Raw genomic sequence first — 12,029 nt, forward strand, 5'->3', positions numbered from 1 at the left:
TCTCGTCAACGACGGGCCGCCAGATCATCACGCCCGCGGATCGTCTGCTCAGCCAGAACTCGCCTGTCCACCACGAACTGGACCGTGATCGGCCGGTCGTCCGTCAGCCGCAAGTCGCGCTTGACGGACGGATCCAGGGGTACGACCTGAGCGCCAGTAGGCATCTGGATCAACTCGGGGCCTTCTTCGCCGATCACCGCGACACCCGGGGCGACAGCGCGCCCACCCTTGGCGAGCAGGGGGATATCGGGGATCAGGTCAACGCTTTGCCCGGCGATGCCGTCCGGGAACCCCGGGACCTTGCCCATCCAGCCAGGGATCTTGATGGTGAGGTCGAGGCCGTTCCACAGGCCAATGACGAAGTTGATCAGATTGCGAAAGCCGGAGCCGATGGCGTCGAGGGAGGTCTGAACCAGGCCTACGGCGGCGTCGATCGGGTTGGCGAGCACATCGCCGATACGCGTCCAGGTCCGCTGAATCCAGTTCCACACGCCACGCACGGCGCCCAGCACCAGCTTGAAGGATGCCTGCACGCCAGCCCGGAACCAGCCAACGCGGCGGTAGGCGAGCACGAAGGCGCCGATCAGCAGGATGACGCCGGTGACGATGAGGCCCACCGGATTGAGCCGCATCACAGTGTTCAGCACCCGCATGGCTATCGCCCAGGTGCGCGTGGCGATGGCGGCAGCGCGCGTCGCGACCGTACTGGCGACAGTAGCGACCCGGTGACGCACCGAGGCAACCACGCCCGTGTTCTTCGCTGCCGTGTCAGTGGCCGTTGCGCCGGCCGAAGCCTTAAGCGCAGTCGTGTTCGCCTTGAGGCTCGTCGCGAGAGCGCGCTGAGAAGCTGCCAACCGCGAGTTGGCTATGATCTCGGCGATCTTCAGCGGCACGGCGAACACGCTCATGGCGTTACTGGCAGCCTGCGCGCCCTTGTATGCGATGAGCGCGACGACAAGATAGGGCATCATCTTCGCCAGCAGGCCCGTGTGGTCGGCGAGCCAGCCCATAGCTACGCCGGCCACGTTGAGCGTGTCGGCGACGCCCTGGCCGGCACCCGACCCCAGTGCACCCAGCGACTCGGCGAGCTTCTCGAGTGAAGCGCCGAGGCCGGAAAAACTGGAACCCTCGCCCGCGCTGCCCATCGAAGCGTCGAAGTTGGTGAAGAACTCATCCACCTTCGGCCCGTACTTCTCGGTGAGCTGGTCCACCCAACCGAGGAAGGCCACGCCCTTGTCGCGCATGTCGCCGAGCCACGAAATGAACTTGGGCCCGTTCTTCGTCGCCGTGTCCAGGATCCAGCGAGCGAACGGTATCGCCGACCCGGTGACGAAACCCGTGATCCAGCGGGTGACCGCAGGACCATGGTCGCTCACCCAGTCGTTGAAAGAGGGCAGAAGTTCATCATTCAGCGCCCTGACGACCGCAAGAACGGCCGGCAGAAGCGCTTTGCCGAGACGCCCCTTCAAGTCCTCCCACTGGGCGGCCAGCTTGCGTTGCATGTTCGCGAGACCCTCACCGTTACGGGTGAAGTCGCCCTGCGCCTTGCCTGTCTGCTCGAGGATCAGCTTGTACGACGCCTGCGCCTTGTCGGCCGCCGAGAGCTTCTCCTTCGAGTCCGCCAGCCCGAGCGCCATCGCCTTCTGCTCGACGGCAGCAGCCGAAATGGCGAAACCGTACCGCTGCAGCGGGTCATACTCGCCAGCCAGCGCCGACGACATCGCGTCGAGCATCTCCTGCGGCGAGGCGTTGTTGAAGCTGGCCAGGTCGGCGGCGGTGACGACGAGCTGCTTGCTCATCAGCGCGGCCTCACGTGAGGTCGCGCCCAAGTTCAGGAAGAGGTTGCCGTAGTTCGAGGCAGCGCTGAGGGCGTCGTTTTTCGACATGCCGAGACTCGCGGCGGTCGTCTTGCCCCAGTTCTTCATCGATTCCGACGTCTTGCCGAAGACCTGATCAGTCTTCTGCAGCGTCTCCCCGAGATCCGAGGCCGCACTCACAGCCTGCGTCCCGAGGATCACCGCAGTAGCACCGGCAGCGATCGTTGTCGCCGTGGCCACGCGAGTGATGTCCGTCAGCGCTCGGCGCAGAAGACCGAAACCGCCGGCAGCCACAGAAGCGAGACGCGAGCGACGGTCGGCCTTCTCGACTTCCTCGCCGACCTCGCGGATCGCCGCCCCGGAGCGCTTCGAGTCCCGGATGAACGCCTCAACCTGCGCGAGGCGAATTTCGATTGTGACGTCGTCAGCCACGAATCACCTCCGGCGCCGCAGGATCAAGCGAGGATCTTCGCGAGGTTGTTCGCGACGTGCGTGCCAATGTTGTGCGCCAACACCGTCAGCTCATGATTTCGACGCTCAGCGTCAGCCTCGACGGCCTTGGCGAGCACCGCATCAACGATGATCCGATCCACGCCATCGGCGCGGAGGTACCTCATCGGATCCCAGCCCAGCAGTAGCGCCGTCGCGGCATTCGCGACCTCGGCGGCGCCGGCTATTCCCCCGCGAAGTCCTCGTCGGCCTCGAGCTCCGCGTACCCCGAGAGCTTGTGGACCTTCCCGGCCAGCTGCAGGATGACACCGTCCTTCCCGAGGGTGAGGGCCCGCAGGATGGACAGGTTCGTCGCGTCCGGCTCCAGGTCCAGGCCGGCGAGGAAGTCAGGGTCCTTCAGGCCAATCTCCCCGGCCGGGACGCCACTGCCGTCGTCATCTTCACCGATCACCACCGCGTCGGTCGCATCGGCGATGATCGCGGCCGATGTCGCCAGCTCGACGCGCGCTTTCGCACCCTTCGTCGCGACGGAGATCTTGGTGCTCTGCTTGCGCAGGAACTCGTGCTCCAGCGGATGCATGCGCAGCGCCAACCGAGGCGAAGACCAGCCCGGGAGCAGCACATCCTCGCTCGCAGCCTCAGCGAGCAGCTGCTCACGTCGGGCCTTGAGCCCATCGAAAAGGGAAGGCATCAGCCCAGCACTCCGTCCGTCGAGCACACGAGCTCTAGCATGTTGATCGATGTGGACGACGAATCCGCGTCCGGGTAGTTGACCGTCATGAGGATCCCCGAGTACACGTGCGGCTTCCCTACCGCATCACCCGAGACGCCCAGGGGCTGCTTGGTGATCGACATGCGCGCCCGCCCACACAGTGACGCGAGCTTGCGTGCATAGTCGTGGTCACGCTCGTAGTCGTAACGTCGCCCGACAGTGACATTCCCGACCGAGACAGGCCCGCCGTAAGCCCTCTCGCTGCGCATGCCGCCCTCGCGGTACTTCGTCTCAGACGCGGTCACATCGCCGCCGGAGCACTTGTCGAACGGGTCGGGGATCTTCACGAGTTTCCCCGACCCGATGGCGCTCTCGACGTACACGCTGATGAGCCACTGATCCTGCCTGCTCATGGCCGCACCTTCCTCAGTTCACCAGGGAGTCGGTGATCGGGTACTTGACGATCTGGATCTCGACGAACTCGGCGAACGGGCTCATGCGCAAGCTCAGGGTCGCCCGGAGAACACCCGCCGCGAGCGATTCCGGAGTGTTGACACCCGGCCCGGTGTCGACCCGGAACGCCTCCTCAGCGGTCTCACCGAACAGCTCCCCGGCACTCCAGTGCAGCTGCAGCATGGCGGCGAGCGCGGCATTGAAAGCGGCGATCGTGTGACCGCGCCCGTCGAGCTGATCGAAAACGAACTGCTCGCCGATCGCGCCGGCCTCGTCGGTCAGCTTCAGCCGCAGGAGCTGATTACTGAGCATCCGCCAGGCCGGTGTGCCGTCGAGCGACCTGTACCCGTACAGGGAGACGTCTCCGTTCGCGGTCACGCGCCGGAAAATGTTGACGCCGGAGTCGTTGAGCAGGCCGCGCTCGATGTCGGTGAACGCCTGCTGGGCGACGTCGATGACCCAGGTCGCGACACCGTTCGCGCCGGCCGCGGGCACGTTCGCCAGGCCTGTCTTGACCTGCCGCGAGATGATGCCCGCGGCGACGCTGGACGGTGGGACCACCCGCGTCGTGCCCGTCGCGACGCCGGGGACCTTCAGCCACGGAGCGAAAGTGGCCCCGTACTCGTCGAAAGTGGCGTTCGCGCGGTCGGTCGCCGCGAGGCCGGACAGGGTGAGCTGTGTGGCGTCCGCAGGCCCGTCGAGCAGCGCCTGACGGTTGAAAGCGGCGGCATGGTTGACGGCCTGGACGTGGGCGCCGCTGGTTGTCCGGCCAGGCATCGACACCAGTCCCGGCCCGAACGCCTGCCCGAAACGAGCCAGCGCCGCGGACCACTCGGCGTCGGTGATGCTGGCCCGGTCATCCGAGCCGCCCGACAGGGCCGTGGCGGAGGCCAGGGCAGGCAAGTTGGACGGCGCGGTCGACGTCGAACCGGCGTCGGTGATGGTCACCCACATCGACGTGTTCTGCGACCACTCGACGGCGGCAGTGGGGGACGACAGGTCGGGGGACTGCTCGACCGGGGCGCCGTCGAGATAGATGACCAGGACGTAGGTGCCCGACACCGACCCGGCGAGGACCTGCACGGTGATGCGCGACCCGTACGACCCGGGCCCCTTCGGCTTCACGGTCAGCGTCGGCAGCGGACTGCCCGCACGGTCATTCAGGGTCAGGCTGGAGAACGTCGCCGCAGGACCGACCACGCGGGCCACGCGCAGCTGTGCGCCGCCCACCCGGAAGAACGCATCCACGGCGTCGTACAGGGTGCCGTACGGGACACGCGCACCATACTGCGCGACGAAATCGGAGAGGCTGTAGATCGGCCGTCCAGTGCTGACCGTGGTCGGCCCGAGCTCGGTGATCCCGGCGACAAACCACGTGCCGAGATCCTGCCCATCGTCTCCGATCCCGGAGATCGCGGACGACGTGACGGATGTACCCGGTGCGGCCATGTCACGCCTCCTTCGCCGGGACCATCGCGAGCGCCCCGGAGTCGACAAGGGCCTGCTCGTGCTCGGTCAGGATGATCGTTGCCTTCTCCCCGGGCGCGATCACGCGGCCCGTGGAAAGGTCCCTCGGGACCGTGCTGACGTTGATGACCTCGGTCAGGACCGGGCCTCTCGGTGATGCCACTAGCTCTCCTCAAAATCCCGGTTCTGCACGGTGATCTGGTAGCGCTCCACGACGGGGCTGGGGCTCGCTGTGGCGTAGCCGTCTACGGCGGCGTCGACCGCGATCACGAACTGCACGGTGGCTGCCCAGACGGAAACGCCCGGGTTCCAGTTGATCTCCTCAATGCGCTCGTCAACCCATCGAGTCGACGACGCCAGCCCATTCAGTCCCGCGTGCTGCAAGACGCATGCGCGGACGGCCGCCGCGTAGACCTCAGCCAGGGCCTTCGCCTCGTCGGCGGAGCGAGCGGACACAGCAACGCCGGCGGCTGCGTCCCAGGACATCTCGTAGAGGCCGTCCGAATGCTTGACCGGCTGCCCCTGGATCCCCGGGACGACCGCGACACCCAGCGGCCGATCGCCCATGTCCTCGGGGTCGACGGTCGCGCCGTACCCGAGCGGCGGGAGAACCGTCGCCGGGGCGAAACCGGATCGGACCGCGAGCACCTCGACGACCTGCCCGAGGTGCTCGAGCAGCACGGCCTTCAGTGCGTTGCACACGATGCCCGCAGTGATGACCTGCCCGAACGGTCCCTGCTGGGGGAGTGCCATGTCAGCTCTTCATCCACTCATCGATCGTCTGCGCGAACTGCTTCTTCATGCGCCGCGACAGCACGATCACCGGCCGGTCACGTCGACCTTCGCCGCCCTGCTGGTAGATGGCCTGGTCGAGACTCGACCCGAAAATGACCGAGGATGAGGTTGTCCGGTAGACCGACCCGGGAGCACCGCGGCTGGTCAGCGAGCGATACAGCGCGCCCGTGGCCCGGAGAGTGCGCGGATCCTGCCCGCGCGCGATCTTCCGCCGCGAGGTGGCTGGGAGGATCGGCCGCCAGTGACCGTAACCGCGCGTGTCGAAACGGGATCGCTCAGCCCCGAGGAACCCAGCATAGAGGCGCTCCCACAGCGGGCCAGGGTTCGCGGCCTTGTCTCCAAGGTCATCGAAGCGCGCCTCGACTCGACCGACGCCATCGACGCCCATCCGCAGCTCGAGCGTCATACGGGACTCCACTTGCGAGAGGCGCCGCCCGAAGCCGCGTTACGGGCCGCAGTGATCGCGTCGACACCGGACGACCCGGCGAACAGTGATTGGACCGAAAGGATGGCCTCCGTGTGATGCCATCCGCCCGAAGAGCGGGGCCACTTCTTCGCGACCCCGATGACCTCAAGGGTCATCCCGTCGTACTCGACCCGGTCAGTGGGCAGGAGGTCCAGGATGCCCCGCCGGTGCAGAACCCACTCGGCTGCTGTGGAGATGCCAGTCGCACCTTCGGTCTCGGCGGTGACGCGCGGCTGCACGTTGCACTGGCCGTAGGGAGTGCGGACGGCGTTTCCCCAGTCGCGTTGGGCTGCGGCGCTTCCGGACTCTTCGACGAGCGCGGGGGCGCGTACGACGACGATCGACTGCCGAAACATCAGCCCGGGCCTGGCACGATCGAGAAGGCACCTGACTGCAGGAGACCGAGGTCCCTGAGTGCGGCTTTCAGCGCCGTCGTGCTTGCGGCGCCCGACCCGACGGACTCGATCGCCCACACGGACGTCATCTGCCCGACCGTCTCCGACCGCAGCCCCTGCGGGTTGATCATGATGGACTGGACGGCATCCAGAAGGACGCCCTTCAGCCCGGCCGGCACCTCGCGATACCCGTGTGAATAGGTGACCAACACCCGCTCACCCCAGAACGGCAGACCCGACCAGCCGGCACCCCAGGACGAGGAACCCGCCATCGACGAGCGCATCAGCACGTCACCGCGGCGGAACCAGCCGTTGTCCGGGCTCACCCCGTACGGCAGGCCGCCCCACCCGATCTCTTGCACGGTGATCGGATGATCGTCGTCCACGAAAACGGGTCCGGGCAGGCGTAACTCTCGAGATCCGCCACCACGCAGCTCGATCGTGTCGTGCTCAACGAAGTCGAGCACTCCCGGAGGCAACAGTCCGGCGATCCGGTCCGTGACCCGGTCGATAGCGGCCCGCGCCTCCGCCTCGTCCAGGCCCGGGTCCTGCAGTGCGGCACGCACGTCATCGACCGTCGCCAGGACGAGGGGAGGCATGGGAGTCAGTCCGCCAGCGCGGACAGGACCGTCGAGCGGGACTTGCCGTCACGCTCGGCCTGCAGCAGACGCTCGCGCTGCTCCGGATGGTCCTTCGCGTACTGGATCACCTGAGGGCCCGAATGCTCAGCCGGGTCGAACGCGGCCGGGGAGTCGACCTCGACACCCGCGGACTCAGCCCCGCCAGTCTGCTCGCCGTCAACGGCGGTGGCAGGCGTCGCGGCTCCCTCGATCAGCGGAGCCGACTGGGAGACCGTCGCGCCCGTGACGGGCTCGACCAGCACCGAGCTCTGCGCCTCCATCGGCACCACAACCACGCCGGCGCCGTCGGACGAGCCGTTCTCCGAGACGATGTTCGACCCGGACGGCTGACGGCCCTCGACCTGCGTGCGAGCCCGGACCGGATTCCCGGCGCCCGGGACGCCGACAGCATTCGGGTCAACCTCGACCGTCACGGGAACCGTCGTGGCCATCGCCGACCGGCCGTCCTGGGCGAGCTGCACCGGGTCCGGAGTGCCCGGCGGCAGGGACTCGTCAGGGGAGAAAGTCGCGGCGCCGGCCCGCTGCAGGGCGTTCTCGTACGACAGCGGGGACGTGTAAGCGTCCGCGGTCAGGACGGGATCGGTTCCGATCCCGGTCTGGTGGCCCGGGCCGGTCTCCCCCTCGGCCAGCGTCGGGCCGTCACCATGCGGCTCGACGATCTCGCCGGCGTTCTGTTCGAGGTAGTTCGCGAGGTCGCCCTCAACGATCTGGCCAGCTTCGAGGTCGTGGAACGTGCAGGACGGAGAATGGTAGATGCGCGCGTCGCGCTTCACACGAACGGCCACGATGGGCCTCCTTCAAGGATGCAAGACGAAAGTGCGGACCCTGGCTCGCCGGACCAGGGAGAAACGGCGAGCCAGGGGGCTGAGATGACGCCCTACGCGTGACGGATCAGGACGGCTCGCTTGTAGAGCGAGGTGTCGCCCGAGGCGTTCAGCAGGTCCGTCGGGACGCCGAAGCCACCCACAGTGGTCCACGATGTCGAGACCTGCTGCTGCAGACGGTCCTGCGGCGGGCGCACGATCAGGGCCACCTCCACGCCGGGGGACGGCTGCACCATGCTGATGCTCGGCACGGACTCGACGCCCGTACCGCGCAGCAGCTCCGCGAGGCCCTGCAGCGGCGACCAGACCAGCGCGCCGCCACCGACCATCAGGCAGTTGTTCACGGGCAGCGTCCCGCCCGAGCCGCCCAGCGTCATCGGGGTCTCGTTGTTCACGACGAAATCGATGCCGTTGACCCGGCCGAAAGACCGCTCACGCCAGACCGGGGACTCGGCCAGGCCCTGCGTTGCCTGCTTCCAGTCCGGGTCGAGCCACAGCTCATTGATGGTGTCCTCGGTGACGAAGGCGGTGTAGCCACCGTTGATCCGGGGGACGTTCATCTTCGCGAGCCTGGTCGCAGCGGCCCGGAACAGGGTCAGGGTCGCGATGTTGTTCGCGCCCAGGTCGTAGGCGTTCGTGCCCGTGGGCTGAACGACCTGAGGGGCGTTCGCGGCGATCACGGCCTGGCCGTTCGTCACAGTCACCGACGTGCCGAGAGTCAGAGTGCCCGGTCCCGACGCGGTGGACGTGCCGGTGACGGTGTTTGCGACGCCGTTCACCGTGACGGTCAGCGGGTTGCCCGCGCTGACCGCGGTCAGCCGGCCGTTCACCGAAGTGAAGCCGAAGCCCTGGGTGTTGGCGACGGCGATGGTGGTCGACGTAGCGCCCGCCGTCACGTGAGTGCGTCCACCGGAGTACGGTGCCCACAGCGCGTTCCGGGCGGCCTGCGACATCGACTGCGCCGCGTGCACACCGAGCTGCTCGACGTCCTCGACATACTTGGAGCCCAGCGCGACCGCCGAGGCCAGCATGTTCGTGTCGATCGAGCGGCCCCACTGATCCAGGGTCGCGGTCCACTGCTCGAGGCTGTACGACGCGGCGGTGACGTCCGACCCGGGGGTGATCGGCGTCGGCGTCGGCGTCATCAGACCCTTACGGGTCCAGATCTTCTCGTCGCCGATGTTCCCGACCCACGGCTCAGTGTCCGCGATCGTCGGGAAGATCCACTCAGGGGTCAGTGCGTCACGGAAAACACGCTGCAGCAGCCCCTTCTGAACGATGCCCTGGATCGCGGCAGGCAGGGCCGACGCGATGTCGTGCGCGTTCAGGCGCATCTGCACCTTGCCGTCGCGCGCGACATCGCGAAGCTTGATCGAACCGTGCCGCCCGGTGTGGCGGCCCGTCCGGGCGGTCATGGTGGTCATGTCACTCCTCAGTGAGGTTGATGGACACGAGGTCCGGGTACTCCTCAGCCACCGCAAGGAGACCGAGGGTTGCGGTGCGGGTGATCGCGGTGACAGCAGCGCAGACGCGCCCCTCATCACCGACCTGGCCCGGCCCGCGTTCGTGGCCGGTGACCTCGATGTGCGTAACCCCTTCGCGGAGAAGCGCATGAATCGCGATCATCGGCGGCGGCGGATACCCATCGAGGCAAGCTCGTCGTTCACCTCGTCGTCCGACGCCTTCATGAAGTCCTTCGGGCGCGGCCCCGGCTGATTGCCTTGACTGGGATCCGGGGCGGGCTTCGGCGGGGCAGGCGGTGTAGCAGGCGCCGGGGCGGCCTTCTTCAGCAGCGGCTTCGCCTCGAGCAGATCGGCGACCGCCTTCTCGATGGCGTCCGTGTCGACGCCGCCGTCCGTCAGGTACACGTCGAGGTTCCGGGACAGCAGGTCGACGACGATGCTGGGGTCCGCAGCCTCGGCCTGAATCGCAGCCGACCGCAGATCCGAAGACACTGCGCGGCGATTGGCCTTCAGCTCGCGCTCCGCCGCACGCTCTGCCGCGGCCTGAGCCTTCTCGAGCTCAGATTTCTTCGCGTCCTCGAACTCTTGAACCTTCTTCTCTGCTGCCTCGCGAGCGGCCTTGGCCTCTCGGGCCTCCCGCTCGGCGGCCTTGCGGGCCTCCCGCTCGGTGGTCAGAGCCTTCTGGCCGGCGTCCCCGAGGTTGCCGTCATCGGCAGGCTTTCGGGGCTCCGGGACCGGCTTGCTTTCCGGCTCCTTCGCGGGAGCTGGGGCCGCCAGCTTCGACCCGGCGGGATTGGGGACCGGTGTCGATTCGGGATCTCCGGTGGTCTCCGGGGCGGAGTCGGTGTCGTGTGCGGTCAGCTGCATCCGGATCGGATGCGACCTCAGCGCGCGGCTCTTGAGGTGGATCAGGGCGGTGGGGGCCATCGCGGCTCTCCTCGCATGGTGAACACCGGGCCGCATCGCGCGCACCCGGTTCGGTGAGGTGGTGCACCCGCCCGCACATCGCGTGCAGGCAGGGGAATCAGGCAGCGGGCAGGATCAGCCCGGAATTGGGCGCCTCAGGGGCAGCAGGGGTTGCCGCGAGCCGGGCTCGCCGGGCATCCTCTTCGGCCTCCTGCGCGAGCTCAGCCTTCATTCGGGCCTGCTGCGCCGCCGAGTAGCCGAGGTCATCCCACGCCTGCCGCTGCGAAATCGTCCGGTCGGCGCGCTTCTTGACCACGGCGTCCGCGGCCTGAGCCACGGTCGGAGTGCCAGCGTCCCGCCACTTCGTTTCCATGGCCGACGCACCCTCAGGCAGACGCCCGTCGCGGATGAGCAGCGCGATCCTCAGCACCTGCTCGTAGGACTCACCGAACATCCGCTGCTTCCGCTCAACCCGCGTCACCAGCCGGGACTCACCGGAGCGAATCGCGTCAGCAGAGCTTGGATTGTCGGCCCGGGATCCCATGTAGTGCGCGGGCAGTCCAGCGATCGACGCCGTCAGATCCGCCAGCAGCCGGATCGTCTCGTGAAAGTTGCTGAGCTGCGCCTCGGGGAACTGGCCGAACTTCACGTCCTTGTCGCTGTTCGCCCACAGTCGGCCGATGATCCGAGACAGGGCCGATTTCTGATTGCCGGAGCGGTCAACGAAGTCAGATGCATCCACGCCCGTAGCCCAACGGCGAGGCAGAGCATGAAACTCGGCGCCCGACATCATGTCCGTGGCGATCTTGCACGCCGCATCCGACAACGGAAGGATCGGAGACAGCTCCGACATGCCCAAAGTCTTCGATGCGACCGAACCCCGCAGACTCGGTTCGCGGCGGCCAGAGCCAGTACGGGGTCGGTTGATCAGAGGAACGACGTTCACCACGCCGAGCTTGTGCTCGTCGTAGCCCGGCGAGTTGTGATCGTCGATCACCCAGCCACCCGGACGTGAGTTCGTCGCCGCGCGGTGTACGAGGTACGTCGTCGCGTTGCGCGTGTACAGGGTCACGTGACTCTCGTCCTGGCCCTGATCCCCGACGCCCGTCCACCACTTCGCCGCCGAAGACACCCGTCGCGTACGAGGATCCAGGATGCAGTGCATCGCCAGCGGCGACTCCACCGTGATCAGCGGAACCTCAACACCGACCCCGGACGACGGATCCAGGTCAGCCGCGGTCCGCTGCCCCACGATCATGAAGCTGCGGCGCATCACCAACGCATCAACCTGGGCCTGATGAGAGCTCAGGTCCAGGCCGTTGCCCTGCCAGATGCTCCACAGATCCTCGCTGTACGCGCCGTCGCCCAGCTGGAACCCGTCGACATTCAGGCGGTCCTCGACGCTGCTCGTCACCAGGTCCGGCCAATGCAGCACCACCTGCTGCAGACGGTCACCCAGCTCCATGATCAGCTCGGGGGCCATGTACGACAGCGGCTGTTCGCCGTTGTAATGGTCATCCAGCAGAGCCAACTCGAGCAGCTCATCCAAGTGAGCCGCGTCGAGCTGACGCACCAGAGGCATCGCATCGTCAAGAATTCGAGACTCGACCGGGAGAGTGACCAGCGACAACAGGCACCTC

The 12,029-nt window shown here is 67.3% G+C and carries 15 protein-coding genes; all 15 read right to left on the reverse strand.

Annotation, left to right across the window (positions count from 1 at the left end; translation table 11 throughout):
* Nucleotides 1-5 precede the first annotated feature (5 nt).
* A complete protein-coding gene (locus J2S57_RS26010) occupies nucleotides 6-2,249 on the reverse strand; it encodes a phage tail tape measure protein (protein WP_307247642.1) in 2,244 nt (747 codons plus the stop codon).
* A 23-nt stretch (nucleotides 2,250-2,272) separates the two neighbouring features.
* Nucleotides 2,273-2,434, reverse strand: coding sequence for a hypothetical protein (locus J2S57_RS26015; protein ID WP_307247644.1), 162 nt, complete (start codon nucleotides 2,432-2,434; stop codon nucleotides 2,273-2,275).
* Nucleotides 2,435-2,490: 56 nt separating this feature from the next.
* The gene (locus tag J2S57_RS26020; RefSeq protein WP_307247646.1) at nucleotides 2,491-2,847 is read right to left on the reverse strand and encodes a hypothetical protein; all 357 of its coding nucleotides are present in this window, start codon (nucleotides 2,845-2,847) and stop codon (nucleotides 2,491-2,493) included.
* 110 nt (nucleotides 2,848-2,957) lie between these two features.
* Entirely contained in the window at nucleotides 2,958-3,392 is a 435-nt protein-coding gene (locus J2S57_RS26025) for a hypothetical protein (protein ID WP_307247648.1), read from the reverse strand.
* 13 nt (nucleotides 3,393-3,405) lie between these two features.
* Nucleotides 3,406-4,881, reverse strand: coding sequence for a phage tail sheath subtilisin-like domain-containing protein (locus J2S57_RS26030; protein ID WP_307247650.1), 1,476 nt, complete (start codon nucleotides 4,879-4,881; stop codon nucleotides 3,406-3,408).
* A gap of 1 nt (nucleotide 4,882) precedes the next feature.
* Nucleotides 4,883-5,062 (reverse strand): hypothetical protein, encoded by a 180-nt coding sequence (locus tag J2S57_RS26035; RefSeq protein WP_307247652.1) that lies wholly within the window; start codon nucleotides 5,060-5,062, stop codon nucleotides 4,883-4,885.
* Nucleotides 5,062-5,652 (reverse strand): hypothetical protein, encoded by a 591-nt coding sequence (locus tag J2S57_RS26040; RefSeq protein ID WP_307247654.1) that lies wholly within the window; start codon nucleotides 5,650-5,652, stop codon nucleotides 5,062-5,064. The genes J2S57_RS26035 and J2S57_RS26040 overlap by 1 nt, the downstream gene beginning before the upstream one ends.
* Before the next feature lies 1 nt (nucleotide 5,653).
* Nucleotides 5,654-6,100 carry a hypothetical protein gene (locus J2S57_RS26045; protein ID WP_307247658.1) on the reverse strand — a complete coding sequence of 149 codons (447 nt, stop codon included), beginning with the start codon at nucleotides 6,098-6,100 and terminating at the stop codon, nucleotides 5,654-5,656.
* Nucleotides 6,097-6,516, reverse strand: coding sequence for a hypothetical protein (locus tag J2S57_RS26050; protein ID WP_307247660.1), 420 nt, complete (start codon nucleotides 6,514-6,516; stop codon nucleotides 6,097-6,099). Before J2S57_RS26050 ends, J2S57_RS26045 begins: the two co-directional genes overlap by 4 nt.
* On the reverse strand, nucleotides 6,516-7,154 hold the full coding sequence (locus J2S57_RS26055; RefSeq protein WP_307247662.1) for a hypothetical protein: 639 nt from the start codon (nucleotides 7,152-7,154) through the stop codon (nucleotides 6,516-6,518). The genes J2S57_RS26050 and J2S57_RS26055 overlap by 1 nt, the downstream gene beginning before the upstream one ends.
* Nucleotides 7,155-7,159: 5 nt before the next feature.
* Nucleotides 7,160-7,981: a hypothetical protein gene (locus tag J2S57_RS26060; RefSeq protein ID WP_307247664.1), complete on the reverse strand. Its 822-nt coding sequence runs from the start codon at nucleotides 7,979-7,981 to the stop codon at nucleotides 7,160-7,162.
* Nucleotides 7,982-8,073: 92 nt separating this feature from the next.
* Nucleotides 8,074-9,444, reverse strand: coding sequence for a major capsid protein (locus J2S57_RS26065; RefSeq protein WP_307247666.1), 1,371 nt, complete (start codon nucleotides 9,442-9,444; stop codon nucleotides 8,074-8,076).
* Between the two features lies 1 nt (nucleotide 9,445).
* Nucleotides 9,446-9,646, reverse strand: coding sequence for a ribosomal-processing cysteine protease Prp (locus tag J2S57_RS26070; RefSeq protein WP_307247668.1), 201 nt, complete (start codon nucleotides 9,644-9,646; stop codon nucleotides 9,446-9,448).
* Entirely contained in the window at nucleotides 9,643-10,410 is a 768-nt protein-coding gene (locus J2S57_RS26075) for a hypothetical protein (RefSeq protein ID WP_307247674.1), read from the reverse strand. The genes J2S57_RS26070 and J2S57_RS26075 overlap by 4 nt, the downstream gene beginning before the upstream one ends.
* A gap of 97 nt (nucleotides 10,411-10,507) precedes the next feature.
* Nucleotides 10,508-12,019, reverse strand: coding sequence for a phage portal protein (locus J2S57_RS26080; RefSeq protein ID WP_307247675.1), 1,512 nt, complete (start codon nucleotides 12,017-12,019; stop codon nucleotides 10,508-10,510).
* Nucleotides 12,020-12,029: the final 10 nt, after the last annotated feature.

Origin of the sequence: Kineosporia succinea (assembly GCF_030811555.1) — a bacterium.
GTDB classification, from domain to species: Bacteria; Actinomycetota; Actinomycetes; order Actinomycetales; family Kineosporiaceae; genus Kineosporia; species Kineosporia succinea.

Bases quoted from the DNA above. Each gene is read 5' to 3' on its own strand.
- J2S57_RS26025 (WP_307247648.1), bottom strand. From the start codon at position 3,392: ATGAGCAGGCAGGATCAGTGGCTCATCAGCGTGTACGTCGAGAGCGCC.
- J2S57_RS26065 (WP_307247666.1), bottom strand. From the start codon at position 9,444: ATGACCACCATGACCGCCCGGACGGGCCGCCACACCGGGCGGCACGGT.
- J2S57_RS26045 (WP_307247658.1), bottom strand. From the start codon at position 6,100: ATGACGCTCGAGCTGCGGATGGGCGTCGATGGCGTCGGTCGAGTCGAG.
- J2S57_RS26075 (WP_307247674.1), bottom strand. From the start codon at position 10,410: ATGGCCCCCACCGCCCTGATCCACCTCAAGAGCCGCGCGCTGAGGTCG.
- J2S57_RS26070 (WP_307247668.1), bottom strand. From the start codon at position 9,646: ATGATCGCGATTCATGCGCTTCTCCGCGAAGGGGTTACGCACATCGAG.
- J2S57_RS26030 (WP_307247650.1), bottom strand. From the start codon at position 4,881: ATGGCCGCACCGGGTACATCCGTCACGTCGTCCGCGATCTCCGGGATC.
- J2S57_RS26020 (WP_307247646.1), bottom strand. From the start codon at position 2,847: ATGCATCCGCTGGAGCACGAGTTCCTGCGCAAGCAGAGCACCAAGATC.
- J2S57_RS26050 (WP_307247660.1), bottom strand. From the start codon at position 6,516: ATGTTTCGGCAGTCGATCGTCGTCGTACGCGCCCCCGCGCTCGTCGAA.
- J2S57_RS26055 (WP_307247662.1), bottom strand. From the start codon at position 7,154: ATGCCTCCCCTCGTCCTGGCGACGGTCGATGACGTGCGTGCCGCACTG.
- J2S57_RS26015 (WP_307247644.1), bottom strand. From the start codon at position 2,434: ATGAGGTACCTCCGCGCCGATGGCGTGGATCGGATCATCGTTGATGCG.
- J2S57_RS26040 (WP_307247654.1), bottom strand. From the start codon at position 5,652: ATGGCACTCCCCCAGCAGGGACCGTTCGGGCAGGTCATCACTGCGGGC.